We start from the raw sequence: 26,588 nt of genomic DNA on the forward strand, positions 1-26,588 counted from the left end.
CCGGCACGCGGGCGGCGGCGGTCAGTCTGCCACGTACGGATCGGCAATGCCCATCTGCGCAAGCGTCGCGGTTTCCAGGGCTTCCATGCGCTTGGCTTCGCGCGCCTTGATGTGGTCGTAGCCCAGCGAATGCAGCACGCCGTGGATGGTGAGGTGCGCGGCGTGGTCCAAAAGCGTCTTGCGCTGCTCGCGGGCCTCGCGCACCAGCACGGGCACGCACATGACGATGTCGCCGCGCGCCACGCCCACGGGATCCACGCCGTACTCGAAGGTCAGCACGTTGGTGGCGTAGTCGCGGCCGCGGAAGTCGCGGTTCAGGCGGCGGCCCTCGGCCGCGCCGACCAGCCGCAGGCTCAGTTCAGCGGCCGAAAACTCCACCAGACCGTCTTCAAAGGCGGCGCCCAGCGCGCGCTCTGCCCAGCGGCGCAGGCGCCAGCGGGGCAGGCGGGCCTCTTCGACGCCGTACTGCACGGACAGGGACAGCTCAGGCTTCATCTTCGGCGGCGCGGTCGTAAGCGTCGACAATGCGGGCGACCAGGGGGTGTCGCACGACATCGCGGCTGGTGAACTTGGTGGTGGCGATGCCCTGCACGTCGTGCAGCACCTTGACCGCATGCGCCAGCCCGCTTTCCTGGCCGCGCGGCAGGTCGACCTGCGACGGGTCGCCGGTGATCACCGCCTTGCTGCCGAAGCCGATCCGCGTCAGGAACATCTTCATCTGCTCGGGCGTGGTGTTCTGCGCCTCGTCGAGGATGACAAAGGCGTGGTTCAGCGTGCGGCCGCGCATGTAGGCCAGCGGGGCGATCTCGATGGTCTGCTTCTCGAACAGGCGCTGGACCTTTTCGAAGCCCATCAGGTCGTACAGCGCGTCATACAGCGGGCGCAGGTACGGGTCGACCTTTTGCGCCAGGTCGCCAGGCAGAAAGCCCAGGCGTTCGCCGGCTTCGACGGCGGGGCGGGTCAGCACCAGGCGTTGCACCGTGTCGCGTTCCATGGCGTCGATGGCGCAGGCCACGGCCAGCCAGGTCTTGCCCGTGCCGGCAGGACCGACGCCGAACGTGATGTCGTGCTTGAGGATGTTGTTCAGGTAGTCGCGCTGGCGCGGCGTGCGCGGGCGCAGGTCGCTGCGCTTGGTGCGCAGCGCGATGCCGTCGCTTTCGTCGTCCAGGGCGGGCAGGGCGTCCAGTTCCCGGGCCTGCTCTTCCTTGAGCTTGTCTTCCTGGCGGCCCACCCCGATCTCGACCAATCCAAGCTGGATGTCATCGATGGACAGGGCGCGGTGCACGGCCTGTTCGTGGAAGCGGCGCAGGATGCGGCCCGCCAGTTCGGCCCGCTCGCCTTCGATGGTGACGCGGCTGCCGCGGCGCGACAGCTTGACGGTCATGCCGTCGGCCAGTTGCCGCAGGTTTTCGTCCAGGGGGCCGCAGAGATTGGCCAGGTGGGTGTTGTCGCCGTCCAGGTTGACGATGACGGGCATGCTGCGACGCGCGCGGGGGCGGGGTGTGGTCATTCAGCCTCTTGCGAAGTGCGGTCCACGTCGGCCACGCGGGCACGCAGCGAATTCGTGTGCGCCTCGGTGATGACGACGTCGACCATTTGTCCGATGAGCCGCGCGGGCGCGGGGAAATTGACGATGCGGTTGTTCTCGGTGCGGCCCATGAGTTCGTTCGGGTCGCGGCGCGAGGGGCCTTCGACCAGCAGGCGCTGACGCGTGCCCACCATGTTGCGGGCGATCGTTGCCGCCTGGTCGTTGATGAGCGCCTGCAGGCGCTGCAGACGGCGCAGCTTCACGTCCTGCGGGGTGTCGTCGGTGAGGTCCGCGGCGGGCGTGCCCGGGCGGCGCGAGTACACGAACGAGAACGAGGTGTCGAAGCCGACGTCCTCGATCAGCTTGAGCGTCTTTTCGAAGTCTTCCTCGGTCTCGCCGGGAAAGCCCACGATGAAGTCCGAGGACAGCGTCAGATTCGGGCGCGCGGCGCGCAGGCGGCGCACGACCGACTTGAATTCCAGGGTGGTGTAGCCGCGCTTCATGCCGGCCAGCACGCGGTCGCTGCCGGCTTGCACGGGCAGGTGCAGGAACGACACCAGCTTGGGCAGGCGGGCGTAGGCGTCCACCATGCGCTGGGTCATTTCCTTGGGGTGCGAGGTCGTGTAGCGGATGCGCTCGATGCCGGGGATTTCATGCACGTATTCCAGCAGCATCGCAAAGTCGGCGATCTCGTCGGAGTCCGTCATGCGGCCGCGGTAGGCGTTCACGTTCTGGCCCAGCAGCGTCACTTCCTTGACGCCCTGGTCCGCCAGGTCGGCCACTTCGATCAGGACGTCGTCGAACGGACGCGAGACCTCTTCGCCGCGCGTGTAGGGCACGACGCAGAAGCTGCAGTATTTGCTACAGCCTTCCATGATCGAGACAAATGCCGTGGCCCCTTCGACGCGCGGCGGCGGCATGTTGTCGAACTTTTCGATCTCGGGAAAGCTGATGTCGACCTGCGAACGGCCTTCGTCGCGGCGGCGCTTGATGAGGTCCGGCAGGCGGTGCAGGGTCTGCGGTCCGAACACCACGTCGACATACGGCGCGCGTTTGACGATGGCCTCGCCTTCCTGGCTGGCGACACAGCCGCCCACGCCGATGACGAGGTTAGGATTGGTCTTCTTCAGGTGCTGCACGCGGCCCAGATCCGAAAACACCTTTTCCTGCGCCTTTTCGCGCACGGAACAGGTGTTGAACAGGATGACGTCCGCCTCTTCCGGGTTGTCGGTCAGTTCGAGCCCGCCCTGGTCCTCGCGCAGCACGTCGGCCATCTTGTCCGAGTCGTACTCGTTCATCTGGCAGCCGAAGGTGCGGATGTACAGCTTGCGGGGAGAGCCGGCGCCGGGAGTGGTCGTAGGCAGGGCGGCGGAGACGCCGTCGCGGGGGTTGCCCGCGCGCTTGAGAGAGGTTTCTTGCATGATGGTCGCCGTGACGGGTGTAGATCCCGGGGGCTGGAAAGGGGGAAAGGGCGGATTTTAACCCTTGCCCAAGAATTGTTTCTTGGACGCGCGCGCGTTGGCCGTTACGATAGCGGTCCGCGCGCCCGCAGGCGCCGGTAAAATCCCTTTTTTCTCCCGAGCGGCACCGATGAATTCCAATCGCCTTACGCCTCCGGCAGCCGCTCCGTCCCTCGCTGGCGGGACCGGTTCCGCAGTCCAGGACGAATACCGTAATCCGTACCCCGCGTCCGTGTGGGCGCTGCTGGCGGGCGCGCTGGCGCTGGCCGCCGCGGCGTGCGCGCTGTGGGTCGACCTGCCGCTGGCCATCTGGATCCAGAAATCGGTGTCGGAAGGCGTCGACCAGTCCTTTGAATGGGTGGGCGAGCTGGGCGAAAGCGGCCATTACATCGTCATGGCGCTGGCGTTCTACGTGACCGGCCTGGTGGGCCTGGCGCGCGGATGGCGCAATCCGCTGCGTGTCAGCTATGCCGCCATGGCGCGCGGCAGCTTGCTGATGCTGTCGACCATGGCGGTCGGCGGGCTGGTGGTGCTGGTGCTAAAACGCACCGTGGCCCGGGCGCGGCCCGAGTTGTTCTTCGAGCAAGGCATTTACGGGCTGGGCGAATCGTTTTCGCGCGCCCAGCAGTTCAATTCGTTTCCGTCCAGCCACACTTACGCGGCCTTCTCCGTGGCGGTGGTGTTGGGCATTCTGGCGCCGCGTTGGCGCTGGGTGTTCCTGCTGCTGGCGGCGCTGGTGGCGATCAGCCGGCTGGTGAACCTGGATCACTACCTGTCGGACGTGATGACGGCTGCCGGCATCGCCGTGCTGGTCGGGCACTATCTGGCGCCCCGCGTGCTGTGCAGCAAGTATCAATGGCCGCTGCGCGCGCCGTGGCGCTGGTGGAAGAAAGGCTAAGGCAGCACCTGGACGCCAGAGAAGACCGCGGGAGGCAGATCACCCCGCGGTTTATTTTCGGTCGTTGAAAGGCGTCGTCGCGAGGCATGGCGTGCAGGGACGGATACTCCATGGCGGCAGGCTATGGATGCAACCAAGGCGTCCGGCTTCGGAAGCACCCAACGCGCGTCAGGTCACGGCTACACCGCAGGCGTCACGTCAGCAGCTTGATTCCGGACGGCGTTTCGATCTGCGCGCGCAGGCGGGGCGGGCCATCGGCCTGCTCGACGTCGATCAGGCTATCCGCACCCATCCAGGCGAGCCCCTGGCGCAGCAGCGAGGCGCGGGGGTGGCAGCCGGTCAGACGCAGCAGCCGCAGCGGCTGGCGCGGCAGCGTCGCGCCCGGCGTGTTTTCCACGTCCCATTGGATCAGCGTCGGCAGCAGGCCTTCGCCGGCCTCGTAACCGGCTTCGCGCCACGCCGGCAGGCTGCCGTCGTCCGGCACGGTCAGGCGCCAGCGCAGGTCGCCGCGCGTCATGGCGATGGCGGGCGGCAGCCGGTCGGGGTGTTCGGCCTGCATGCGCGTCAGGTCCAGCGGCGCCTCCACGCGCGCGGCCCAATGGGCCAGGAATGGCCCTTGTTCGATGCGTGCGCGCACGTCGCCCTGGTCCAGCCCGAACCAGCGGGGGCGATCAGGCGCCGGCGCGTCGGGATCGATGGCAATGACTTCCAGGTACACGCCGTCCGCCATGCCCAGCACCCGGTTATGAGTGCCCATGCGCGGATGCCCCCCGCCGCCCTGCGGCGCGATGCCGAGCAGGCCGGCAACATATTCGGTGCCGCTGGCGAGGTCCGCGGCGGCGATGACGAGGTGGTCGATGGAGAGTTTCATGAGGGGCATGGTAACGAATCCGTGGATTGCCGTGCCCGAATACTTTCAAGGGATCCGCTCAGAGGCACTGCCCGAACGTCAAAAGAAAAACCCGTCGCAAGCGACGGGTTTTGCATGTCAGCAGGCCGGCAATCAGGCGACTTCGCCTTCCTCGCCTTCCTTCTTGACCGGCTTGACCAGGTCTTCGCGCTTGACGCCCATCCACATGGCCAGCGCGGCGGCGACGAACACCGACGAGTAGATGCCGAACCAGATGCCGATGGTCAGGGCCATGGCGAAGTAGTGCAGGGTGGGGCCGCCGAAGAACAGCATCGCCAGCACCATCATCTGGGTCGAACCGTGGGTGATGATGGTCCGCGAGATGGTCTGGGTGATGGCGCTGTTGATGACTTCGTGCACGTCCGCCTTGCGGTACTTGCGGAAGTTTTCACGGATCCGGTCCATGATGACCACGGATTCGTTCACGGAGTAACCCAGCACGGCCAGCACGCCTGCCAGCACCGCCAGCGAGAACTCCCACTGGAAGAACGCAAAGAAGCCCAGGATGATGACCACGTCGTGCAGGTTGGCGATGACGCCGGCGACCGCGAACTTCCATTCGAAGCGGAAGCCGAGATAGATCATGATGCCGATCACGACGACCAGCAGGGCCATCAGGCCGTTGTGCAGCAGTTCTTGCCCGACCTGCGGACCCACGAACTCGACGCGGCGCAGTTCCACGCCCGAGTCGGCGGCCTTCAGTGCGGCCATGACGGTCTCGCTCTGCGTGGCGGACGTCTGGCCTTCCTGCAGGGGCAGGCGGATCATGACGTCGTGCGAGGTGCCGAAGTTCTGGACCTGGAAGTCGGTGTAGCCCAGCTTGGATACCACGCCGCGCACGTTTTCAAGCTGCGCCGTCTGGGCGTAGTTGACTTCCATGACCGTGCCGCCGGTGAACTCGATCGACAGGTGAAAGCCGCGCGTGACGATGAAGAAGACCGCCAGCAGGAAGGTGACGAGACTGATGATGTTCAGCACCAGCGCATGGCGCATGAACGGGATGGTGCGGTGAATCCGGAAAAATTCCATTTTTCGCCTTCGGTTCTTTTCTGTGGCGGACGGCCCGGGCCGTCCGCCCTATTTTCAGTTTGCCTTCGGCTTCCAGACTTCGCCGATGGAGATCGAGGTGAGCTTCTTTTTGCGGCCGTAGTACAGGTTGGCCAGCGCGCGCACGCCCACGACAGACGAGAACATCGAGGTCAGGATGCCCAGGCAGTGAACCACCGCGAAGCCCCGGATCGGGCCCGAACCGAACGCCAGCAGCGCCAGGCCCACGATCAGCGTGGTGAGGTTCGAGTCAAGAATGGTGCCCCACGCGCGTTCGAAGCCGTGATGGATGGCCTGCTGGGGTGTGGCCCCCGCGCGCAGCTCTTCCCGTATGCGCTCGTTGATCAGCACGTTCGAGTCAATGGCCATGCCCAGCGTCAGCGCGATAGCCGCGATACCCGGCAGCGTCAGCGTCGCCTGCAGCATGGACAGCAAGGCCAGCAGCAGCAGCACGTTGAAGGTCAGACCGATCGTGGAGAACACGCCGAACAGGTGGTAGTAGATGATGATGAACGCGGCGATGGCCAGGAACCCGTACAGCGTCGAGTAGAAGCCCTTCGAGATGTTGTCGGCGCCCAGGCTCGGGCCGATGGTGCGTTCCTCGATGATGGACATCGGAGCGGCCAGCGCGCCGGCGCGCAGCAGCAGTGCGGTGTCGGCGGCTTCTTCGGACGACATGCTGCCCGAGATCTGCACCTGGCCGCCCGCGATTTCGCCGCGGATGACAGGCGCGGTGACCACTTCGCCCTTGCCGTTTTCAAACAGCAGGATGGCCATGCGCTTGTTAATGTTGTCGCGGGTGACGTCGCGGAAGATGCGGGCGCCCTTGGAATCCAGCGTCAGGTGGACGGCGGCCTGCTGGGTCTGCGAATCGCGGCCGGGCTGGGCGTCCTGCAGGTTTTCGCCGGTCAGGATGACCTGGCGGCGGACCAGGATGGGACGGCCGTCGCGGTCGTTGTAGCGCTCGAGACCGAACGGGACGCTGCCGCCCAGCAGCGCGGCCTGCGCGGCGGGGGAGTCGTCGACCATGCGGATTTCGAGCGTGGCGGTGCGGCCCAGCAGTTCCTTGGCCTTGGCCACGTCCTGCACGCCAGGCAGTTGCACCACGATGCGGTCCGAACCCTGTTGCTGGATGACCGGTTCGGCCACGCCCAGTTCGTTGATGCGGTTGTGCAGCGTGTTGATGTTCTGCTTGAGCGCGGAATCCTGCACGCGGGTGACGGCGGCCGGGTTCAGGGAGGCCAGCAGCAATTGCTTGCCGCCTTCTTCGCGTTCGGTGAACTCCAGGTCCGGCAGGCGCGAGCGCAGCGTCGAGATGGCGCGGTCGCGGTCGTCGGTGTTGGCGAAGGTGGCGGCGATGCTCTGGCCGGAGCGTTCAACGCCGGCCACAGGAATCTTCTGGTCGCGCAGCACCGAGCGCACGTCGGCGGACAACGAGTCGTAGCGGGCGGTCAGGGCGCCCTGCATGTCGACCTGCAGCAGGAAGTGCACGCCGCCGCGCAGGTCCAGACCGAGGTACATGGGCTTGGGCGCGAACCAGCCCAGCGCGCGCATCCAGGGCGGCGAGGCCGGCAGCAGGTTCAGCGCGACGGTGTATTGCGGGTCGCCGGGAACGGTATTGAGCGATTTTTCGATCAGGTCGCGGGCCTGCAGCTGCACGTCGGTCGACGGGAAGCGGGCGCGCACGGTGCCGAGCGTGCCGTTCAATTCGAAATAGGCGCCTTCGTTGGGGATCTTGGCGTCGGCCAGGATCTGTTCCACGCGGGCCAGCACGGCGGTGTCGACCTTGACCGTGGCTTTGGCGCTGGACACCTGTACGGCGGGGGATTCGCCGTAGAAATTGGGAAGCGTGTACAGCAGGCCAATGAGGACCGCGACCAGGACCGTAATGTACTTCCAGAGGGGATAGCGGTTCATTGCCGGCTACTTCATTTAAAGAGATGAAAGGGCCGCCCGAGCGGGTGAGCGCGGCGGGCGGCGGTAGGCGCCTTCAAGGACAAGAGCCCCGTTGGGGCTCTTCTGGGACGCTTACAGGGCCTTGATGGTTCCCTTGGGCAGAACGGTCGAGACCGACGACTTCTGCATGATCACTTCGACGGGCTTGTCGGCCAGTTCGGAGACTTCGACGGTGACGTAGCTGTCGTTGACCTTGGTGACCTTGCCGAGCAGGCCGCCGGCGGTGACGACTTCGTCACCCTTGGCCAGGGCCGCGATCAGGTTGCGGTGTTCCTTCTGGCGCTTCATCTGCGGACGGATCATCAGGAAATAGAGGATCACGAACATCAGGATGATGGGCAGCATGCCCATCAGCGCATTGCCTTCGGGGGCGGCGGCCTGGGCCACGACGAGGCTGGCGGTATCGATAACGGACATTGAATTCTCCTGCGTTTGAGTCTGTTTGGGTTTATCGCTATGTTTTTAATGCGCCCATCCCCGCGCGAGCCATGGATAGGGCAAGCCGACTATTGTATAGAGGTTATCGCCCGCCTTTAACCAGGATGTCATCCCGGGCGTCAAGGCGGCTTCCGCTTGCAGCGGCGGCCTGCCCGGACAAATGGGGGCGAAACCTGCCGGTAAAAGCCCCTGGCGGGGCTTTTTTAACCGGCTACTCGATGCCGCGGGCGCGGTCCGCGGCGAACTGGGCGCGCCAGGCCTCAAAGCGGCCTTCCGCAATGGCCTCGCGCATTTCTTGCATGATAGTCAGATAGAAGTGCAGGTTGTGCAGCGTGTTCAAGCGCGCGCCGGTGATTTCGTTGGCGCGCTGCAGGTGGTGCAGGTAAGCGCGCGAGAAATTGCCGCAGGTGTGGCAGCTGCAGCTCGGGTCCAGCGGGCGGGTGTCGTCGCGGTACTTGGCGTTGCGGATCTTCACGTCGCCAAAGCGCGTGAACAGCCAGCCGTTGCGGGCGTTGCGGGTGGGCATGACGCAGTCGAACATGTCGACGCCGCGGCTCACGCCCTCGACCAGGTCTTCGGGAGTGCCCACGCCCATCAGGTAGCGCGGAGCCTGGACGGGCAGCTTGGGCGTCACGTGCGCCAGGATGCGCATCATGTCTTCCTTGGGCTCGCCCACCGACAGGCCGCCGATCGCGTAGCCATGAAAGCCGATGTCCTGCAGTCCGGCCAGGGACTCGTCGCGCAGCGACTCGTACATGCCGCCCTGCACGATGCCAAAAAGCGCGTTGGGGTTGCCCAGGCGGTCGAATTCGTCGCGGGAGCGCCGCGCCCAGCGCAGCGACATGCGCATGGAGCGCGCGGCTTCTTCGACGGTGGCGGGGCGGCCGTCGATTTCATAGGGCGTGCACTCGTCGAACACCATGACGATGTCGGAATTGAGCGAGCGCTGGATGCGCATCGATTCCTCGGGCGTGAGGAACAGGCGCGCGCCGTCGATGGGCGAGGCGAACTTCACGCCTTCCTCGGTGATCTTGCGCATGCCCTGCAGGCTGAACACCTGGAAGCCGCCGGAGTCGGTCAGGATGGGCTTGTCCCACTGCATGAAGCCGTGCAGGCCGCCATGCTTTTCCATGATTTCCGTGCCGGGCCGCAGCCACAGGTGGAAGGTGTTGCCCAGCACGATCTGCGAGCCGACTTCCTTGAGCTCGTGCGGCATCATCGCCTTGACGCTGCCGTAGGTGCCCACCGGCATGAAGATGGGGGTCTCGACCACGCCGTGGTTCAGCGTGATGCGGCCGCGGCGGGCGCCGCCGTCGGTGGCGAGCAGTTCGAAGTTGAGTCCGGTCATGAGGCAGGGGTTTCGATGAACATGGCGTCGCCGTAGCTGAAGAAGCGGTAGCGCGCGGCGACGGCGTGGGCGTAGGCGCGGCGGATGGGCTCGACGCCGGCCAGCGCAGACACCAGCATCAGCAGGGTCGACTGGGGCAGATGGAAGTTGGTGACCAGCGCGTCCACCACCCGGTACTGGTAACCGGGGGTGATGAACAGACGCGTGTCGCCTTGGGCGGGGGCCAGCGGGACGCCGGGGGCGGTGCGGCCCTCGGTCTGCGCGGCGGCCGATTCCAGCGCGCGCACGCTGGTGGTGCCGACAGCGATCACGCGTCCGCCCTTGGCCCGGGCCGCGGCAATCGCGTCCACGGTGGCCTGGGGAACGGTGAACCATTCGGCGTGCATGACGTGGTCGGCCAGGTTGTCCACGCGCACGGGCTGGAAGGTGCCGGCGCCCACGTGCAGGGTGACGAAGGCGCGGGCCACGCCCAGGCCTTCCAGACGCTCAAGTGTGGGCTGGTCGAAATGCAGGCCGGCCGTGGGGGCGGCGACGGCGCCGGGTTCGCGCGCGTAGACGGTCTGGTAGCGGTCGTCGTCGCCCGCGTCCGCGGCGTGCGTGATGTACGGCGGCAGCGGCGTCGCGCCGTGGGCGTCCAGCAGGTCGAGCACGGGGCCGGGGAAGCGGATGTCGAAGAGTTCGCCTTCGCGGCCCAGCACCGTGGCCTCGAAGGCGTCGGCCAGGCGCAGCACCATGCCCGCGCCGGGCGACTTGCTGGCACGCACGTGCGCCAGGACGCGGTCGGGTTCGGTGATGCGTTCGACCAGCACCTCGATCTTGCCGCCGGTGATCTTGTGGCCCGGCAGACGCGCCTTGATGACGCGGGTGTCGTTGAACACCAGCAGGTCGTTGGGCCGCAAGAGGGAGGTCAGGGCGGCGAACTGGCGGTCATGCAGATGGCTGGCGGCGTCCAGGTGCAGCAGGCGGCTGCCCGTGCGCTCGGCGGCCGGCGTCTGCGCAATGAGCTCGGGCGGCAGTTCGTAGTCGAAATCGGAAACGGTGAAGGACTGGGTCACGCGGGTATCTGGTGCAATGGGATCGGCCCTGCAAATGACGAGCCATGCCGGTTGGGCGGGCTTGGGGCAACCGCATATTGTAAAGGGGACGGTTAATAGGGGCGGATCGGCGTCCCGCGCAAATAAATACGCCGCCAAAAGGCCCCGAGGGCCGTCCCGTGCCGCCCGTAACCGTTCCAGGTTTTGTATGCTCTCGGTTTTGCTGGACGAGCAACCAGGTGGGCGAGGCATGACGGGACAAGTGATCAGGCGGGTGGGCGGACTGAAGCAGTGGCTGGCCGGCGGTGTCCTGGCCTTGGCCGCGTGCGCTGCCTTTGCGCAGGTTCCCGGGTTGCCGCCCGACGTGGTGAAGGCCTGGAAAGCCAGCAAGCTGCCCGATAGTTCGCTGTCGCTGGTGGTGCAGGAGGTGGGCGGCCCGCGGCTGGTGGCGCTGAACGCCAAGGAGGGCCGCAATCCCGCGTCCGTGATGAAACTGGTCACGACCTGGGCGGCGCTGTCCGAGCTGGGGCCCAATTACGTCTGGCGCACCGAATTCATGACGGCGCCCGGCTCGCGCCCGGATGCCAAGGGCGTGCTGACCGGTCCGCTGTACCTGCGGGCCGGGGGCGACCCGCAATTCCTCATGCAGGATCTATGGACACTGCTGCGCGAGCTGCGGCTGCGCGGCGTCAAGCAGATCAATGACCTGGTGATCGACCGCAGCATCTTCGGCCAGGTGTCGATCGACCCCGGCGCGTTCGATGGCGCGCCCGACCGGGCCTACAACGCCAGTCCTGACGCGCTGATGGTGGGCTTTGGCGCGCTGCGGCTCCTGTTCACGCCGGACCCGGTCGCCAATAAATGGGTGCCGCTGATCGACCCGCCGCTCCCCGGCCTGAAGATCGAAGGCCAGGTGGAGTGGAGCGACATCCGCTGCCCGGGTCCGCCGGTGGTCACGACCGATCCCGTCATTACCCAGCAGGGCGTGACCATCCGCGTCAACGGCAAGGTGGCGGGTTCGTGCGGGGAGTTCAGCCTGTATCGCCTGGCGCTGTCCCAGCCCGAGTACGCCACCGAGGTCTTCCGCATGCTCTGGAAGGAACTGGGCGGCACGTTCAAGGGACAGGTCCGGTCGGGCATGGTGCCGGCGGACGCGGTGGTGCTGGCCTCGCATGATTCGCCGACGCTGGCCGAGGCCATCCGCCAGATCAACAAGCGCAGCAACAACGTCATGGCGCGCACCCTGCTGCTGACGCTGGGCGCCGAGCGCGGCCGCCGGCCGGCCACTGTGGCCAGCAGCGAAGAGGTTGCCAAGCAACTCCTGGCCAAGCAGGGGCTGGACATGCCGGAGCTGGTCATCGACAACGGCGCCGGCCTGTCGCGCGAGGCCCGTGTGTCCGCGGATAGCCTGGCGTCGATGCTGACCGTGGCCTGGAATTCGCCGGTGATGCCGGAATACATTTCGTCCTTTGCCATCGCCGGCGTGGACGGAACGGTGCGCCGCCGCCTGAAGGGCAACGGCACGCTCGGCATGGCGCATCTGAAGACCGGCTCGCTGCGCGACGTGCGTTCGATCGCCGGCTACGTGCTGGGGGCGAGCGGCAAGCGCTATGTCGTCGTCAGCATCGTCAACCACGAACAGGCTGGCGCGGTCCGAGCCTTCGACGACGCCTTGATCTCCTGGCTCGCCGAACAATGAATGTAGGCCCCCACGCCGCGCGCACGTTGTGCGCTAGCTGCCCCCCGAGGGGGCTGCCCCGCCTTGGGGCGGCCCGGCGGCGGGGCGGGCTTAAAACGTTTACGATCCTCCCGTATGGCCCGCCACCGGCTGGCGCAAACGCGCCGCGCCGTGCCCGGTCCGCCTGAGGCCAAAAGAATTCTGACCAACAAATACTCTGGAGAGTTACGCACATGCCCGTGCACGAAATCCGCCATCCGCTGATCCGCCACAAGCTCGGGATCATGCGGCGCGCCGACCTCAGTACCAAGAGCTTCCGTGAACTGTCGCAGGAAGTGGGCGCGTTGCTGACGTATGAAGCGTCCAAGGACCTGCCGCTGGCGCCCGCCACCGTCGAGGGCTGGTGTGGCCAGGTCGAGGTCGAGAAGATCGCCGGCAAGAAAGTCACCGTCGTGCCGATCCTGCGCGCCGGCATCGGCATGCTGGACGGCGTGCTGAGCCTGATTCCGGGCGCCAAGGTCAGCGTCGTGGGCGTGGCCCGCAACGAAGAGACGCTGGAAGCCCACACGTATCTGGAACGCCTGGTCGGCGAACTGGACCAGCGCCTGGCGCTGATCGTTGACCCCATGCTGGCGACGGGCGGCTCGATGGTCGCCGCCATCGACCTGCTCAAGCGCGCCGGCTGCAAGGAAATCCGCGCGCTGGTGCTGGTGGCCGCGCCGGTGGGCATCGACGCGGTGCTGGCCAAGCACCCGGACGTGCACATCTACACCGCGTCCATCGACGACGGCCTGAACGAGCACGGCTACATCATGCCGGGCCTGGGCGACGCCGGCGACCGCATCTTCGGCACGCAGCAAAAGGGCTGAAGACGCGTTTCGGCCGGTTCGCTTCCCGGGATCGGCCGGAACTTGACCGCACAGCGGCCCAGGACCGCGCGCGGTCAGCAGGTCAGGTTTTCACGCCGTAACCGCCGGCTGTCCCAGGTGCTGGCCGAACCAATGCAACTGCGGCGCCAAGCCGGCGACCTCGCCCACGATCAGCAGGGCGGGGGACCGGACGGCATGTTCCCGCGCCAGTTCCGGCAGGTGCGCCAGCGGACCCGACACCACACGCTGTTCGGGCCGGCTGCCGTTTTCGATGAGCGCGAACGGCGTCTCGGGCGAACGGCCATGGCGCAAGAGGCGCTGGGTCAGCAATTCAAGCTGCCCCACACCCATATAGAACGCCAACGTCTGCTTTTCGCGCGCCAGCGCGGGCCAATCCAGGTTGTCTTCATCTTCGCGGCAATGCGCGGTGATCAGGCGCACCGATTGCGCGTGCTCACGGTGCGTCAGCGGAATGCCGGCATAGGCGGCACAGGCCAGCGCCGCCGTAATGCCCGGCACCACTTCATAGCGCACGCCGTGCGCGCGCAGAAATTCCAGTTCCTCGCCGCCGCGGCCAAAAATGAATGCATCGCCACCTTTTAGCCGCACCACGCGGCGGCCGGCGTGCGCGTGTTCGACCAGCAGCGCATGGATGCGCGCCTGCGTCGCGTGATGGTTTTCGCCGGGCAGCTTGCCCACCGACACGCGTTCGGCGTCGCGCCGGGCAAGCGACATGACCTCGTCGCTGACCAGCCGGTCGTAGAGGATAACGTCGGCCTCGTTCAGGGCGCGCAGGGCCTTGAGCGTCAGGAGACCGGGGTCGCCAGGGCCAGCGCCGACCAGCACCACGCTGCCCTCGGCGGGCGCGATGGGCGAGGCCAGCGCATCGGCCAGCGCGGCCTCGGCCTGCGCCGGTTGTTGCTGGCGCAGGAATCCCGCGACCGGGCCATCCAGCAACCAGTCATAGAAGCGGCGGCGCGCGCCCAGGTCCGGGTGGCTGGCGCGGATGCGTTTGCGGTAGGTGGCCGCCAGGCCGGCAAGCTGGCCCAGCGTGTGATCGAACAGCGATTCAATGCGCTCGCGGATGCGGCGGGCCAGCACGGGGGCCACGCCCGACGACGAAATGGCGACGATGACCGGCGACCGGTCGACGATGGACGGCACCTGGAAAGACGACAGCTCGGGGTCGTCCACGACGTTGGTGAATATGCGGCGCGCTTTCGCAGCCTCTGAGACCCCGGCGTTGACCGCGCGATCGTCGGTGGCGGCCACGACCAGCCACATGTCGTGCAGCCAGGCGGGGTCGAACGGCCCCGGCAGATGGCGGATACGGCCCTCGGCCGCAAGGGCCGCCAGGGCCGGCGTTAGTTCGGGCGCGCCCACGACCACATTGGCACAGGCCTCCAGCAGCGCGAGCGTCTTGCGTTCGGCGACGGCGCCGCCGCCAACAACGAGTACCAGCCGGTCTGTCAGATCGGCAAAAATCGGGAAAAGCTTCATGAATGCCAGCCTCGGGCGTACCCGGCTCAATGTGGGTCGATGATAGGGACGGGTTCTCATCCCCACAACTTTTGATTTCTTTATTTCATATAGCCAAAACTTATTTGGCAGCGTGTCAGGCGCTGCCCAGCCATTGGCTCATTTCGACGACTTCGCGGGCGACTTCGCCCAGCCGTTTCTGGCTTTGCATGGCGCGCTCGCGCAGCAGCCGATGCGCGTCTTCCTCGGAAACGGCGCGCGTCTTCATCAGGATACCCTTGGCCTTCTCCACCCACTGCCGGTCCGCCAGGCGGAGCTGGGCCTCGCGCAGTTCCTCGCGGCGGGTCTTCTCCACGGCAAAGCGCTCGATCGCCACGGTCAGCAGGGGTTCGATGCGGGCGGCCGGCACATCGCCCACCACATAGGCGGCCACGCCTGCGCGTAGCGCCGTGCGGATGGTCTCGCGGTTGTCGTTGTCGGTGAACATCACGACTGGCCGGTCGCTGTACGAACTGGCGACGCAGATGTTCTCCAGCGTGTCGCGGCCGGGGGCGTCGCTGTCGATCAGTACGACGTCGGCGGCGGACTGCGCGATGCTGGCGGCCAGGTCGGCGCCCGGGGCCACCTCGGCGACGACGTGCACGCCCGCTGCGGCAAGCGTTTGCCGCAGCGACGCCGCGCGTCCTTCGCCATCGTTGAGCAGCATGACCTTCAGCATGAAACACCCCCTGTCTGCTTGCTGATGCAAGTTCCATGCCATGGTTGCCGCACGCGGCGGCGGGTGCCTGAGCAAGGTGGCGGGGCGCGCGCCGCACAGCGATGGTGCGCTGCCGCATCGCACTGCGCACCAATATGGCTCGGCCCCTGATTCACGGCAACACGGCGCTGACGCCGCGGAATCGCCGCAGCGCCAGCGCCCGCGCGGCCTGCAGGGCGGTTGGCATCTTTCCGCGAAAAACTGGCACAGCGATTGCTTAAGTGAAAACGGGGCGGCCAACGGCGGTCGCCCGACGCAACACGCCGCGACACGCGGCCAGGGACAACGACGTTCCGCTGCGCCATCGGATCCAGATCCGTGGCGCGCGGGACGTTTTTTTTTGCCGCCATTTTTTCCGTCACCCCGCAAGGAACCCTCCATGACGCTCATGACCCGCAGTTCCTCGACCGTCACCGCGCCCGCCGACGCGACCGCCAACGCCAGCCGCCGCAAATGGCTGGGCGGCACGGCGCGCGCGGTAGCCGGCGCCGGCCTGCTTTCGCTGGTCGATCCGCTGGTGCGCGCCGGCGCATGGGCCGCCGGGACAGACGCGCCGGAAAAGACCGAGGTCAAGATCGGCTTCATTCCGCTGACCGACTGCGCCTCGGTGGTGATGGCGTCGGTGCTGGGCATCGACAAGAAGTACGGGGTCAAGATCACGCCGTCGAAGGAAGCATCTTGGGCCGCCGTGCGCGACAAGCTCATGAACGGCGAACTGGACATGGCGCATGTGCTCTACGGCCTGGTCTACGGCGTGCACATGGGCATCGGCGGTCCGAAGAAGGACATGGCCGTGCTGATGAGCCTGAACCAGAACGGTCAGGCGATCACGCTATCGAACAAGCTGCTGGAAGCGGGCGCGCGCGACGGCGAATCGCTGGCCAAGCTGATGGCGGCCGACAAGCGCGAATACACCTTCGCACAGACCTTTCCGACGGGCACGCACGCGATGTGGCTGTATTACTGGCTGGCGGCTCATGGCATCAATCCCATGAAGGACGCCAAGGTGATCACCGTGCCGCCGCCCCAGATGGTGGCGAACATGCGCGTGGGCAACATGGACGGCTACTGCGTGGGCGAGCCCTGGGGGGCGCGCGCCATCATGGACAAGATCGGCTTCACCACCGTGACGTCGCAGGGCATCTGGACCGACCACCCCGAAAAGGTCCTGGGCGCCAGCGCCGACTTCGTGAACCGCAATCCCAATACCGCGCGTGCGGTCACCGCCGCGATCCTGGAAGCCGGCAAGTGGATCGACGCGTCGCCCGAGAACCGCCGCAAGACGGCCGAGACCATCGCCGCCAAGTCCTACGTCAACACCGATGCGGGCGTCATCGTGGACCGCATGCTGGGGCAGTACGACGATGGCTTGGGCAAGAAGTGGTCGGACGCGCACGCCATGCGCTTCTATGCGGACGGCGCCGCCAATTTTCCGTACCTGAGCGACGGCATGTGGTTCCTGACGCAGCACAAGCGCTGGGGCCTGCTGAAAGAGCATCCCGATTACCAGGCGATCGCCACCCAGATCAATCGCGTCGACGTCTACAAGCAGGCCGCGCAGGCCGCGGGCGTTGCACTGCCCGCCAGCGAAACGCGTACGTCCAAGCTGATCGACGGTGTGGTCTGGGACGGCAGCAATCCGGCGGCGTATGCCGACGGTTTCAAGGTCAAGGTCTGATGGCCACCACCAAAGGGGACTCGCAATGTCTACCGTAACGATGACAACCCGCGGCGACGCATTCGCCGCGTTGTGGCGGGAACGCCTGGAATCCGCGCTGAAGGCGGTCGTGGGGCCGGTCGCCGGCTTTGCGCTCTTCGTGCTGGTCTGGCAGGTGGTGGCGATGCGCATACCCGAGATCCCGACGCCGGGCGTCACGTGGCATGCGGCCGTCGAGCTTTTCTCGGACCCGTTCTACGACAACGGCCCCAACGACAAGGGCATCGGCTGGAACCTGCTGGCTTCGCTGGAACGCGTGGCGATCGGCTTTGGCTTGGCCGCGCTGGTCGGCATCCCCGTGGGCTTTGCGATCGGCCGTTACGCCGCCGTGCGCGCCATGTTCTCGCCGATCGTCAGCCTGTTGCGGCCGGTGTCGCCGCTGGCGTGGCTGCCGCTGGGGCTGCTGCTGTTCAAGGCGGCCAATCCCGCCGCGATCTGGGCGATTTTCATCTGTTCTATCTGGCCGATGATCATCAACACCGCCGTGGGCGTCTCGCGCGTGCCGCAGGACTACCTGAACGTGGCGCGCGTGTTGAACCTGTCCGAATGGAAGGTGACGACCAAGGTGCTGCTGCCCGCGGTGCTGCCCTACATGCTGACCGGCGTGCGGCTGTCGATCGGCACCGCCTGGCTGGTGATCGTGGCCGCCGAGATGCTGACGGGCGGCACGGGCATCGGATTCTGGCTGTGGGACGAATGGAACAACCTGAAGGTCGAGCATATCGTCATCGCCATTTTCGTGATCGGCATCGTGGGGCTGCTGCTGGAAACCCTGCTGGTCGCGCTGGCCCGCCGTTTCACCTATACCGAGGAATAGCGCCATGAAGAAATTCGTACGCATCGAACGCGTGGGTCAGACCTTCGACACCCGCAAGGGCGCCTTCGTGGCGCTGCGCGATATCGACCTGACGGTCGAGCAGGGCGAGTTCATCACGCTGATCGGCCACTCCGGCTGCGGCAAGTCGACCTTGCTCAACCTGATCGCCGGGCTGACCCGGCCGACCAGCGGCGTGCTGCTGTGCGCCGAACGCGAGATCACCGGCCCGGGGCCCGACCGCGCGGTGGTGTTCCAGAACCATTCGTTGCTGCCGTGGCTGACGTGTTTTCAGAACGTGCACCTGGCGGTCGAGCGGGTGTTCGGCGCCACGGAAAAGCGCGCCCAGCTGGCCGAGCGCACGCGCGCCGCGCTGGATCTGGTGGGCTTGCTGCCCGCGCAGAACAAGCTGCCGCGCGAGATCTCCGGGGGCATGAAGCAGCGTGTGGGCATCGCGCGCGCACTGGCGATCGAGCCGGGCGTGCTGCTGATGGACGAACCGTTTGGCGCACTGGACGCGCTGACCCGCGCGCATCTGCAGGACGAGTTGCTCAAGATCGTGGCCAAGACGCGCACGACCACGATCATGGTCACCCACGACGTGGACGAAGCGGTGCTGCTGTCGGACCGCATCGTGATGCTGACCAACGGGCCGGCCGCGACCATCGGGGAGATCCTGCCGGTGCCGCTGTCCCGCCCGCGCGACCGCGTGCGGCTGGCCAACGATCCGGCGTATCTCGCGTGCCGCGCGGGCGTGGTGGACTTTCTGCATCGCCGGCACGGTAATCCCGAACGTTCGCAGGCTGCGGCGCAGGCGAATGCGGTCCTGTCGGTTGTGCCCGCGCCGTTGGAAGAAGCAGCGGCGACGGCACGCGCCGCCGCGTAGGAGGTCTGTCATGCAAGCCAGGCAGAAGCTGGTCGTGGTCGGCAACGGGATGGCCGGCATTCGCACCGTGGAGGAGCTGCTCAAGCTCGCGCCGGATCTCTACGACATCACGGTGTTCGGCGCCGAGCCTCACACCAACTACAACCGGATCCTGCTGTCGCCCGTGCTGACCGGCGAACGCACGCTGCAGGACATCGTGCTGAACGACGAGGACTGGTATGCACGCCACGGCATCCGGCTGCTGCGCGGCCGCACGGTGACGGATATCGATCGCGCGCGGCGCGTGGTGCAGGCCGACGACGGTTCTCGTACGCCTTACGACAGGCTGCTGCTGGCAACCGGGTCCACGCCTTTGATCCTGCCGGTGCCGGGTCATGATCTGGACGGCGTGGTGGCGTTTCGCGACATCGGCGACGTCAATCACATGATCGACGCCGCCACGCGCTACCGTCACGCGGTGGTGATCGGCGGCGGATTGCTGGGCCTGGAGGCCGCCAACGGCCTGGCGGCGCGCGGCATGACCGTGTCGGTGGTGCACCTGGGCGCGGCGCTGCTGGACCGCCAACTGGACGGCGAGGCTGCCGCGCTGCTGCGCGAAAACCTGGAAGCGCGGGGGCTGACGTTTTTGCTCCAGCACCAGACCGAGTCGATCCTGGGCGGCACGGACGGGCGCGTGCGCGCGGTGCGCTTTGCCGACGGCACGGAAGTCCCGGCGGATCTGGTGGTAATGGCCGCCGGGGTGCGGCCCAACACCGAACTGGCCCAACGCTGCGGATTGCATGTGGATCGGGGGGTGGTGGTGAGCGACACCTTGCAGACGTTCGACCCGCGCATCTATGCGGTGGGGGAATGCGTCAGCCACCGTGGCACGGCCTACGGGCTGGTCGCGCCGCTGTTCGAGCAGGCCAAGGTCGCGGCCAATCATCTTGCGCTGCACGGCATCGGCCGTTACGAGGGCAGCGTCACGTCGACGAAACTCAAGGTGACCGGCATCGACCTTTTCTCCGCGGGCAACTTCGCGGGCAGCGCGCAGACGGAGACGATCACGCTGGCCGACATGCCGGGCGGCGTCTACAAGAAACTGGTTATTCGCGACGACCGCCTGGTCGGCGCCTGCCTGTACGGCGACACGGCGGACAGCGCCTGGTACGTGCGGCTGATCCGCGAAGGCGTCGGCATCGGCGCGCTGCGCGACCGGCTCATGCTGGGCGAAGCGGGGGCGGAGTAGGACATGGACATGCCGATGGCGCGACGGATTGAAATCGTCAACGAAGCGGCGCGAGACGTGGCGTCGGTCTGTTGTTATTGCGGCACCGGCTGCGGGGTGCGCGTGCAGGTGCGCGATGGTGCGGTCGTTGGGGTGCGCGGCGACGAGTCGCATCCGGCCAATCGCGGCCGCTTGTGCAGCAAAGGTCTGGCGCTTGCCGACACCGTGCGGCGCGATGACGCGCGCGTGTTGTCGGCGCAATGGCGTTCGGCGCGCAATCAGCCCCTTGAGGATGTCGCGCTGGCGCAGGCGCTGGACATCGCCGCGGACCGGCTGGCCGACGCGATTACCCGGCACGGCCCGGATGCGGTGGGCTTTTATCTGTCCGGACAGTTGCTGACCGAAGACTATGCCGTCTTCAACAAGCTGGCGCGCGCGCTGGCGGGCACGAACAACATCGACACCAATTCGCGCCTGTGCATGTCGAGCGCGGTGTCGGGCTACAAGCGCACGCTGGGCGCGGACGCGCCGCCCGCCTGCTACGAAGACCTGGAACTGGCCGACACCGTGCTGATCGCCGGGTCCAACATGGCCTACGCGCACCCCGTGCTGTTTCGGCGGCTGGAAGCCGCGCGGGCCAGCCGGCCGCACATGAAGGTGATCGTGGTCGACCCGCGGCGCACCGACACGGCCGCGTTTGCCGACCTGCATCTGCCGATCGCGCCAGGTTCCGACGTGGCGCTGTTCAACGCCATGCTGCATGTGATGCTGCGCGAGGGGCTGGTCGACGAGGACTACATCGCGCGCCATACCGAGGGCTTCGAGACGCTACGGGCGCGCGTGCAGACGGTGACGCCCGAGGCGGCGCAGCGCCTCTGCGGCGTGCCGGCGCAGGACATCGTCCAGGCGGCGCGCTGGTTTGGCCAGGCGCCGGCGGCGCTGTCGCTGTACACGATGGGCTTGAACCAGTCGGTGGCGGGCACTGACAAGAATGCGGCGCTGATTCACCTGCATCTGGCCACCGGCCAGATCGGGCGTCCCGGCGCGGGGCCGTTTTCGCTGACGGGCCAGCCCAACGCCATGGGCGGGCGCGAAGCGGGCGGCATGGCGACCCTGCTGCCGGGCCATCGCGATCCCGCGTCGGCCACGGACCGCGCCGAGGTCGCGCGGCTGTGGGGGGTGAAGCGCCTGCCCGACGCGCCAGGCGCCACGGCGCTCGACATGTTCGACGCGGTGCTGGACGGGCGCATCAAGGTGTTGTGGATCGCGGCCACCAATCCCGCGCAGTCGCTGCCGGATCAGGCGCGCGTGCGGGCCGCGTTGGCCCGCGCGGAGTTCGTCATCGTGCAGGAGGCATTTGCCGGCACCGAGACGCTGGCCCATGCCGACCTGGTGCTGCCCGCGGCGACCTGGCCCGAGAAATCCGGCACGGTGACCAACTCCGAGCGGCGCATCAGCCGGGTCCGCGCCGCCATCGCGCCGCCCGGCGACGCGCAGCCCGACTGGCGATTGGCACAGGCAGTTGCGCAGCGGCTCGCGGCGCGCATCGCGCCGGCCAAGGCGGCGCTGTTTGCCTATCGCGACGAAAGCGAGGTCTTTGCCGAGCACGCCCGCATGACCGCCGGCCGGGACCTGGACTACAGCACGCTGGATTACGCCGTGCTGGCGCAGCACGGACCGCAGCAATGGCCGTACCGGGCGGGGCAGGGCACCGCGCGCCTGTACGCCGACGGCGTGTTTCCCACCGCCAGCGGCCGCGCCCGGTTCTGCGACGTCGCATGGCGGCCGACCGCCGAAACCGTTTCCGGCGACTTTCCGCTGCAACTGACGACGGGCCGGTTGCGCGATCACTGGCACACGATGGCGCGCACCTCGCTGGCTCGCGTGCTGACGCAGCATGTCGAGGAGCCATGGGTATCGCTGCATCCGGAGGACATGCGCCGCCTGGATCTGGCGCCCGGGTCACTGGCCCGGCTGCAGTCGCGGCGCGGCGCGCTGGTGCTGCCGGTGCAGGCGGACGCGTCGCTGCTTCCCGGCCAGGCCTTCGTGCCGATGCACTGGGGTAGCGCGTTCATGGCCGGCTTGGGCGTGAACGCGCTGACCAACCCGGCAGCCGATCCGATATCGCGCCAGCCCGAGCTCAAATTCAGCGCCGTGCGCGCCGAGCGGGCGGGCCTTGCGTGGCAGGCGGCGGCGTGGCGGCAGGGCGATGCAGCGGCGCTGCGCACCCGGCTGGCGCCCTGGCTGCACCGCTTCGACTATGCCGTCGTCCTGCCGGTGGGCGCGGGCGGCGTCCGGTTGCGGCTCGCCAGCCGCGTCGCGCCGGAAGCCGACGTGCTGCACGAGTTGGCAGACACGCTGGACCTGCGGCGTCCCGATGTGGCGTACGACGATCCGGCGCGCGGCTATTTGCGCCGGGTCAGCGCCGGCCAAGGCACACTGCATGCCTTTCTGCTGACCGGCGACCTGCGTGCGCAGGAGCCGCTGCTGGCGTGGGCTGCGGGGGGCGAGGCGCCGGCCAGCACCGCGGCGCTGCTGATGGGACGCGTTGCGGGCGCGGTGCGTTCGCGCACCCTCTGCGTCTGCAATGGCGTCAGCGAAGCGGCCATCCTGAAAGGCATCGAAGGCGGCTGCGATCTGGCGGGGCTGAAGGACTCGCTGGGTTGCGGCACCGGCTGCGGTTCGTGCGTGCCGGAGATCCAGGCGCTGATGGCGCGCGCCCCCGCGGCGCCGGTGCTGGCGTGACGACACGTTCGGACATACGCCGGGCACGGCAACCGGTGTAGTATCAAGCCAGCTGTCCCCAAGGCGGGACGGCGCTTTCGGATTTCTGGAGTGGCTTGTGACGACGATGCGAAAAATGGCATCCCTGGTTTTTGCGGCCGGCGCATTGGGCGCGGCCGGTACGGCGCAGGCCGGCGTGTGTGACGCGAAGTTCATGCACGACGGCGGCGCCGTCCAACTGACCGGCTCGGGCAATCTGGCGCTGGGCGCGGATCTGACCTTTGCCGAAGTTACAAAAAGCAATGGCGACAACTGCCGCGCGCGCGTGCAGGGCGTTGCCCGATTCAGCTACGCGGGCCTGCCGCCCGGCAAGTCCAAGCTCGACTACCTGATGACCGTCAAGGGTGGCCAAGCCACCTTCCTGCGCTACGCCAGCGCGGGCGAAGCGCCCAAGCCTTCCGAAGGCCAGTTCGACTTGCGCATGCTGGGTCTCTTTGCCTACGACGGCAAGCTGGCGGCGGGCCAGAAGCTGCCCGGTTCGTCGTTCCGCCTGAAGATCGGCAAGGAAGCGCCGGTGGGCGGCCAGCCCAGCACCACGGTGCGCATCGGTGAAAAATCGGTTGGTCAGAAGACCTCGATGGACACCGCACTGGGCAAGCAGTCGTGCCACCCGATCACCTACACGCGCAATTCGGATCCCACGATGGCCACGTTTCAGGGCCTGACCATTCCCATCCCCGGCATGAACACGACGGTCACCGATTGGTATTGCCCGGCCGTGAATCTGGTGATGAAGCAGGACATCGATCAGGGCGGCGTGAAATCCGCCGTTGAGATTACGCAGATCAAGTAGCACCCGGTAGCAAGCGGGCGTTTCCGCCCGCATGGCCGCTGGTATCATCGTTTCCGTCATGGACACACAACAGGAGCTCAGAAAATGGCAACGAGAAAATCCGAAGACGTCGCAAAAGAAAAACTCATGGACAGTGTCAAGACCAGCCTGAACGACGCCGAAAGCCTGCTGCGCGAAGCCGCCAGCAGCACCGGCGACAAGGCCAACGAACTGCGCGACCGCGCCATGACCTCGCTGCGGCGCACGCGCGAGGCCCTGTACGAAGCGCAAGACGCCGTCCTCGAACGTGGCCGCAAGGCTGCCCGTGCGACGGATGACTACGTGCACGACAATCCCTGGCAAGCCATCGGGGTCGCAGGCGTGACCGGCCTGCTGCTCGGCTTGCTGATCAGCCGCCGCTGACAGGGCAGGACGTCCGGGCGGCAGGCACGGCTTCATGCCGTTGCCTGCCGCCCGGCGTTCTTTCAGCCATGGGTCTAAGAAAAACTGTTTTCGGTGTTGCCTCCAGCCTGGTCGGGCTGATGCGCACGCGGCTGGAGCTGCTGGCTCTGGAAGCCGCGGACGAAAAGGCGCGCCTGCTCAAGCTGCTGGGCCTGGCGTTTGCGGCCCTGCTATTTCTGACGCTGGCGGTGCTGGTGGCCACCATCACCATCGCCGTGGCGTTCTGGCCCACGGAAGACCGCTATCTGGCCCTCGGGCTGCTGGCGGCGTTCTATGGGGTCGCCGGCGTGGTGCTGTTGCTGGTGGTGCGCCACGGACTCGTGTACGGACAGACGCCGTTTTCGGCCACGCTCGAAGAGCTGGGCCGGGATGCGGAACTGCTGGACCGGGTGCGCGACATGCATGCCGACGACGAGACGCCGGTGCGCCGGCGCGAGGAGTTCTAAGCCATGTCGAAAAGATCTCCGACCGTCGACCGCGCCGTGCGCATCGAATTGCTGCGCGCCCGCGCCGCCATCGAGCGCGAGTCGCTGGCACAGAACATCGTGTCGGCCGGGCGCAGGCTCGAGCCCAGCGCGCTCATCCGCGGCATGCTGCCGGGCCTGGCGTCTGGCGGCGCGTCCCGCTGGGCGTTGCAGGCCATCACGATGGCGCGGCGTTATCCCATCATCAGTTCGTCGCTGTCCGCCATGTTCATGCGTGGCGGCAAGCGCGGCAAGCTGTTGAAGCTGGCCGGCGGCGCCTTCGTGGGCTGGCAGCTTTTGAAGGCCTGGCGCGGCGCGCGCCAGGACGACGACCGGGAACGCGACTGACGCCAGCTGCCAGATAAAAACCCCGCCGCTCAACCGGCCCCGCACCGCCAGACTTTCGTCCAGCAATGCGGGCCCGGCCAGGCGGCGGGGTTTTTTTATGCGCAGGCAGTGGCGCGTCTACAGTCCCAACTGCCCCCACATATCGTCCACGCGCTTCTTGACATCCGCGTCCATCGTGATGGGGGTGCCCCATTCACGATTCGTCTCGCCCGGCCACTTGTTGGTGGCGTCCAGGCCCATCTTGCCGCCCAGGCCGGACACGGGCGACGCGAAGTCCAGGTAGTCGATCGGCGTGTTCTCCACCAGCAACGTGTCGCGCACCGGATCCATGCGGGTGGTCATCGCCCAAACCACTTCCTTCCAGTCGCGCGGATTGATGTCCTCGTCCACGACCACGATGAACTTGGTGTACATGAACTGGCGCAGGATGCTCCACAGCCCGAACATGACGCGCTTGGCGTGGCCCGCGTACTGCTTGCGGATCGACACCACGGCCAGCCGGTAGCTGCAGCCTTCGGGCGGCAGGTAGAAATCCACGATTTCCGGAAGCTGGCGGCGCAGCAGCGGCACGAAGACTTCGTTTAGCGCCACGCCCAGCACGGCGGGCTCGTCGGGCGGCTTGCCGGTGTAGGTGGAGTGATAGATGGGGTTGCGGCGCATCGTGATGCGCTCGACGGTGAAGACCGGGAACCAGTCCTGCTCGTTGTAATAGCCCGTGTGGTCGCCGTACGGACCTTCCAGCGCCATTTCGTAGCCGGTGTCGGGTGGCGGATTGACGCCTTCGGGCACCACGGGCTTGATGGCACGCGGATCCGAGGACGGCAGCAGATGGCCTTCCAGCACGATTTCGGCCCACGCGGGCACGGACAGGTTGCTGCCCAGCGCCTGCGCGACTTCGGTGCGCGAACCGCGCAGCAGCCCCGCAAACTGGTATTCGGACAGGCTGTCCGGCACCGGCGTGACGGCGCCCAGCGTGGTGGCCGGGTCGGCGCCCAACGCCACCGCAATCGGGAAGGGCGTGCCGGGGTTGGCGATCGCGTGGTCGCGGAAATCCAGCGCGCCGCCGCGGTGCGACAGCCACCGCATGATGAGCTTGTTCGGGCCCAGCAACTGCTGACGGTAGATACCCAGGTTCTGGCGCTTGGCGTTGGGACCGCGAGTAATGACCAGGCCCCACGTCAGCAGCGGCGCCACGTCGCCCGGCCAGCAGGTCTGGATGGGCAGCCGGTTCAGGTCCACGTCCTTGCCTTCCCAGACGATTTCCTGGCAGGCGGGGCTTTTGACGTTCTTGGGGCTCATGTCCCACAGCGCCGATTTCAGCATCGACACCTTGGCCAGCGCGTCGCGCAGGCCCTTGGGCGCCTCGGGTTCGCGCAGCGAGGCCAGCAGTTCGCCGATGTCGCGCAGCGCGCTGACGTTGTCGGCGCCCATGCCGCGTGCCACGCGGGCAGGCGTGCCGAACAGATTGGCCAGCACCGGCATCTGCGCGGGCTGGCCGTTGTGGCGGGCGTTTTCGAACAGCAGGGCGGGGCCTTCGGCCCGCAGCACGCGGTCGGAAATCTCCGTCATTTCAAGCTGCGTCGACACCGGCGCAGCAATGCGTTTGAGTTCGCCCATTCGTTCAAGTTGGGCGATGAAGTCTCTAAGGTCGCGGTATTTCACTACAGATCCCAGCGATTTGGTTACATTTCGGATTCAAAGAGAGGTTAACATTGACTCCCTCTTTTTTACG

General features: G+C 67.0%; 23 protein-coding genes and 1 pseudogene. 12 read left to right on the top strand and 12 right to left on the bottom strand.

Annotated features, from left to right (window positions below):
- Window positions 1-21 precede the first annotated feature (21 nt).
- From ybeY to miaB, 3 genes are read right to left on the bottom strand one after another with little or no spacing between them, the layout of a single operon-like run.
- Window positions 22-495 (bottom strand): rRNA maturation RNase YbeY, encoded by a 474-nt coding sequence (gene ybeY, locus AC6CIE_RS18200; protein WP_175124530.1) that lies wholly within the window; start codon window positions 493-495, stop codon window positions 22-24.
- Window positions 485-1,510: a PhoH family protein gene (locus AC6CIE_RS18205; protein WP_175138175.1), complete on the bottom strand. Its 1,026-nt coding sequence runs from the start codon at window positions 1,508-1,510 to the stop codon at window positions 485-487. The genes ybeY and AC6CIE_RS18205 overlap by 11 nt, the downstream gene beginning before the upstream one ends.
- On the bottom strand, window positions 1,507-2,949 hold the full coding sequence (miaB, locus tag AC6CIE_RS18210) for a tRNA (N6-isopentenyl adenosine(37)-C2)-methylthiotransferase MiaB (RefSeq protein ID WP_175186219.1): 1,443 nt from the start codon (window positions 2,947-2,949) through the stop codon (window positions 1,507-1,509). The genes AC6CIE_RS18205 and miaB overlap by 4 nt, the downstream gene beginning before the upstream one ends.
- A gap of 169 nt (window positions 2,950-3,118) precedes the next feature.
- On the opposite strand from miaB, the gene AC6CIE_RS18215 reads away from it, so the two are divergent.
- A complete protein-coding gene (locus tag AC6CIE_RS18215) occupies window positions 3,119-3,886 on the top strand; it encodes a phosphatase PAP2 family protein (RefSeq protein WP_175124533.1) in 768 nt (255 codons plus the stop codon).
- Between the two features lie 193 nt (window positions 3,887-4,079).
- Here the strand turns inward: AC6CIE_RS18215 and AC6CIE_RS18220 are convergent, their stop codons facing one another.
- The 6 genes from AC6CIE_RS18220 to queA all read right to left on the bottom strand — a co-directional run bounded on the left by AC6CIE_RS18220 (window position 4,080) and on the right by queA (window position 10,640).
- On the bottom strand, window positions 4,080-4,757 hold the full coding sequence (locus AC6CIE_RS18220; RefSeq protein WP_498093400.1) for a VOC family protein: 678 nt from the start codon (window positions 4,755-4,757) through the stop codon (window positions 4,080-4,082).
- A 132-nt stretch (window positions 4,758-4,889) separates the two neighbouring features.
- Window positions 4,890-5,825, bottom strand: coding sequence for a protein translocase subunit SecF (secF, locus tag AC6CIE_RS18225; protein ID WP_175124534.1), 936 nt, complete (start codon window positions 5,823-5,825; stop codon window positions 4,890-4,892).
- A 54-nt stretch (window positions 5,826-5,879) separates the two neighbouring features.
- The gene (gene secD / locus AC6CIE_RS18230) at window positions 5,880-7,760 is read right to left on the bottom strand and encodes a protein translocase subunit SecD (RefSeq protein WP_175124535.1); all 1,881 of its coding nucleotides are present in this window, start codon (window positions 7,758-7,760) and stop codon (window positions 5,880-5,882) included.
- A gap of 111 nt (window positions 7,761-7,871) precedes the next feature.
- Window positions 7,872-8,216, bottom strand: a complete 345-nt coding sequence (yajC, locus tag AC6CIE_RS18235) for a preprotein translocase subunit YajC (protein WP_042794815.1) — start codon at window positions 8,214-8,216, stop codon at window positions 7,872-7,874.
- Between the two features lie 232 nt (window positions 8,217-8,448).
- Entirely contained in the window at window positions 8,449-9,585 is a 1,137-nt protein-coding gene (gene tgt / locus AC6CIE_RS18240; RefSeq protein ID WP_175124536.1) for a tRNA guanosine(34) transglycosylase Tgt, read from the bottom strand.
- Window positions 9,582-10,640: a tRNA preQ1(34) S-adenosylmethionine ribosyltransferase-isomerase QueA gene (gene queA, locus AC6CIE_RS18245; protein WP_498093229.1), complete on the bottom strand. Its 1,059-nt coding sequence runs from the start codon at window positions 10,638-10,640 to the stop codon at window positions 9,582-9,584. The genes tgt and queA overlap by 4 nt, the downstream gene beginning before the upstream one ends.
- A gap of 229 nt (window positions 10,641-10,869) precedes the next feature.
- On the opposite strand from queA, the gene dacB reads away from it, so the two are divergent.
- The gene (gene dacB, locus AC6CIE_RS18250; protein WP_175124538.1) at window positions 10,870-12,318 is read left to right on the top strand and encodes a D-alanyl-D-alanine carboxypeptidase/D-alanyl-D-alanine endopeptidase; all 1,449 of its coding nucleotides are present in this window, start codon (window positions 10,870-10,872) and stop codon (window positions 12,316-12,318) included.
- 212 nt (window positions 12,319-12,530) lie between these two features.
- The gene (gene upp / locus AC6CIE_RS18255) at window positions 12,531-13,166 is read left to right on the top strand and encodes a uracil phosphoribosyltransferase (protein ID WP_175124539.1); all 636 of its coding nucleotides are present in this window, start codon (window positions 12,531-12,533) and stop codon (window positions 13,164-13,166) included.
- A 90-nt stretch (window positions 13,167-13,256) separates the two neighbouring features.
- Here the strand turns inward: upp and cysG are convergent, their stop codons facing one another.
- Together cysG and AC6CIE_RS18265 are read right to left on the bottom strand one after the other, a co-directional pair.
- Window positions 13,257-14,666 (bottom strand): siroheme synthase CysG, encoded by a 1,410-nt coding sequence (cysG, locus tag AC6CIE_RS18260; protein WP_498093231.1) that lies wholly within the window; start codon window positions 14,664-14,666, stop codon window positions 13,257-13,259.
- Between the two features lie 115 nt (window positions 14,667-14,781).
- On the bottom strand, window positions 14,782-15,363 hold the full coding sequence (locus tag AC6CIE_RS18265) for an ANTAR domain-containing response regulator (RefSeq protein ID WP_175124541.1): 582 nt from the start codon (window positions 15,361-15,363) through the stop codon (window positions 14,782-14,784).
- A gap of 418 nt (window positions 15,364-15,781) precedes the next feature.
- On the opposite strand from AC6CIE_RS18265, the gene AC6CIE_RS18270 reads away from it, so the two are divergent.
- The 9 genes and pseudogenes from AC6CIE_RS18270 to AC6CIE_RS18310 all read left to right on the top strand — a co-directional run bounded on the left by AC6CIE_RS18270 (window position 15,782) and on the right by AC6CIE_RS18310 (window position 24,856).
- Entirely contained in the window at window positions 15,782-17,080 is a 1,299-nt protein-coding gene (locus tag AC6CIE_RS18270; RefSeq protein WP_239212833.1) for a CmpA/NrtA family ABC transporter substrate-binding protein, read from the top strand.
- Between the two features lie 25 nt (window positions 17,081-17,105).
- Window positions 17,106-17,936 (top strand): nitrate ABC transporter permease, encoded by an 831-nt coding sequence (ntrB, locus tag AC6CIE_RS18275; RefSeq protein ID WP_175124542.1) that lies wholly within the window; start codon window positions 17,106-17,108, stop codon window positions 17,934-17,936.
- A 4-nt stretch (window positions 17,937-17,940) separates the two neighbouring features.
- Complete coding sequence (locus tag AC6CIE_RS18280; protein WP_498093234.1) at window positions 17,941-18,819, top strand: ABC transporter ATP-binding protein; 879 nt, start codon at window positions 17,941-17,943, stop codon at window positions 18,817-18,819.
- A 10-nt stretch (window positions 18,820-18,829) separates the two neighbouring features.
- Window positions 18,830-20,032, top strand: a pseudogene (locus tag AC6CIE_RS18285) (NAD(P)/FAD-dependent oxidoreductase); the annotation flags it as partial.
- Window positions 20,033-20,050: 18 nt separating this feature from the next.
- Window positions 20,051-22,771 (top strand): nitrate reductase, encoded by a 2,721-nt coding sequence (locus AC6CIE_RS18290; RefSeq protein ID WP_498093236.1) that lies wholly within the window; start codon window positions 20,051-20,053, stop codon window positions 22,769-22,771.
- A gap of 106 nt (window positions 22,772-22,877) precedes the next feature.
- Window positions 22,878-23,603: a hypothetical protein gene (locus AC6CIE_RS18295; RefSeq protein ID WP_452004041.1), complete on the top strand. Its 726-nt coding sequence runs from the start codon at window positions 22,878-22,880 to the stop codon at window positions 23,601-23,603.
- Window positions 23,604-23,687: 84 nt separating this feature from the next.
- Window positions 23,688-24,005 carry an ElaB/YgaM/YqjD family protein gene (locus AC6CIE_RS18300; protein ID WP_105240220.1) on the top strand — a complete coding sequence of 106 codons (318 nt, stop codon included), beginning with the start codon at window positions 23,688-23,690 and terminating at the stop codon, window positions 24,003-24,005.
- A gap of 68 nt (window positions 24,006-24,073) precedes the next feature.
- Window positions 24,074-24,490, top strand: a complete 417-nt coding sequence (locus AC6CIE_RS18305; protein WP_175124547.1) for a phage holin family protein — start codon at window positions 24,074-24,076, stop codon at window positions 24,488-24,490.
- Window positions 24,491-24,493: 3 nt separating this feature from the next.
- Window positions 24,494-24,856, top strand: coding sequence for a hypothetical protein (locus AC6CIE_RS18310; protein ID WP_175124548.1), 363 nt, complete (start codon window positions 24,494-24,496; stop codon window positions 24,854-24,856).
- Window positions 24,857-24,973: 117 nt separating this feature from the next.
- On the opposite strand, the gene ubiD is transcribed toward AC6CIE_RS18310, so the two are convergent.
- The gene (gene ubiD / locus AC6CIE_RS18315; protein ID WP_175124549.1) at window positions 24,974-26,518 is read right to left on the bottom strand and encodes a 4-hydroxy-3-polyprenylbenzoate decarboxylase; all 1,545 of its coding nucleotides are present in this window, start codon (window positions 26,516-26,518) and stop codon (window positions 24,974-24,976) included.
- Window positions 26,519-26,588 lie beyond the last annotated feature (70 nt).

The organism is Achromobacter sp. GQ309, from assembly GCF_059759315.1.

Coding starts and splice junctions, on each gene's coding strand:
- AC6CIE_RS18270 (WP_239212833.1), top strand. CDS start 15,782: ATGACGCTCATGACCCGCAGTTCCTCGACCGTCACCGCGCCCGCCGAC.
- tgt (WP_175124536.1), bottom strand. CDS start 9,585: ATGACCGGACTCAACTTCGAACTGCTCGCCACCGACGGCGGCGCCCGC.
- AC6CIE_RS18280 (WP_498093234.1), top strand. CDS start 17,941: ATGAAGAAATTCGTACGCATCGAACGCGTGGGTCAGACCTTCGACACC.
- dacB (WP_175124538.1), top strand. CDS start 10,870: ATGACGGGACAAGTGATCAGGCGGGTGGGCGGACTGAAGCAGTGGCTG.
- AC6CIE_RS18265 (WP_175124541.1), bottom strand. CDS start 15,363: ATGCTGAAGGTCATGCTGCTCAACGATGGCGAAGGACGCGCGGCGTCG.
- AC6CIE_RS18305 (WP_175124547.1), top strand. CDS start 24,074: ATGGGTCTAAGAAAAACTGTTTTCGGTGTTGCCTCCAGCCTGGTCGGG.
- AC6CIE_RS18310 (WP_175124548.1), top strand. CDS start 24,494: ATGTCGAAAAGATCTCCGACCGTCGACCGCGCCGTGCGCATCGAATTG.
- AC6CIE_RS18300 (WP_105240220.1), top strand. CDS start 23,688: ATGGCAACGAGAAAATCCGAAGACGTCGCAAAAGAAAAACTCATGGAC.
- AC6CIE_RS18215 (WP_175124533.1), top strand. CDS start 3,119: ATGAATTCCAATCGCCTTACGCCTCCGGCAGCCGCTCCGTCCCTCGCT.
- secD (WP_175124535.1), bottom strand. CDS start 7,760: ATGAACCGCTATCCCCTCTGGAAGTACATTACGGTCCTGGTCGCGGTC.
- ybeY (WP_175124530.1), bottom strand. CDS start 495: ATGAAGCCTGAGCTGTCCCTGTCCGTGCAGTACGGCGTCGAAGAGGCC.
- yajC (WP_042794815.1), bottom strand. CDS start 8,216: ATGTCCGTTATCGATACCGCCAGCCTCGTCGTGGCCCAGGCCGCCGCC.
- upp (WP_175124539.1), top strand. CDS start 12,531: ATGCCCGTGCACGAAATCCGCCATCCGCTGATCCGCCACAAGCTCGGG.
- ntrB (WP_175124542.1), top strand. CDS start 17,106: ATGTCTACCGTAACGATGACAACCCGCGGCGACGCATTCGCCGCGTTG.
- AC6CIE_RS18295 (WP_452004041.1), top strand. CDS start 22,878: ATGCGAAAAATGGCATCCCTGGTTTTTGCGGCCGGCGCATTGGGCGCG.
- AC6CIE_RS18205 (WP_175138175.1), bottom strand. CDS start 1,510: ATGACCACACCCCGCCCCCGCGCGCGTCGCAGCATGCCCGTCATCGTC.
- miaB (WP_175186219.1), bottom strand. CDS start 2,949: ATGCAAGAAACCTCTCTCAAGCGCGCGGGCAACCCCCGCGACGGCGTC.
- AC6CIE_RS18290 (WP_498093236.1), top strand. CDS start 20,051: ATGGACATGCCGATGGCGCGACGGATTGAAATCGTCAACGAAGCGGCG.
- secF (WP_175124534.1), bottom strand. CDS start 5,825: ATGGAATTTTTCCGGATTCACCGCACCATCCCGTTCATGCGCCATGCG.
- AC6CIE_RS18220 (WP_498093400.1), bottom strand. CDS start 4,757: ATGAAACTCTCCATCGACCACCTCGTCATCGCCGCCGCGGACCTCGCC.
- cysG (WP_498093231.1), bottom strand. CDS start 14,666: ATGAAGCTTTTCCCGATTTTTGCCGATCTGACAGACCGGCTGGTACTC.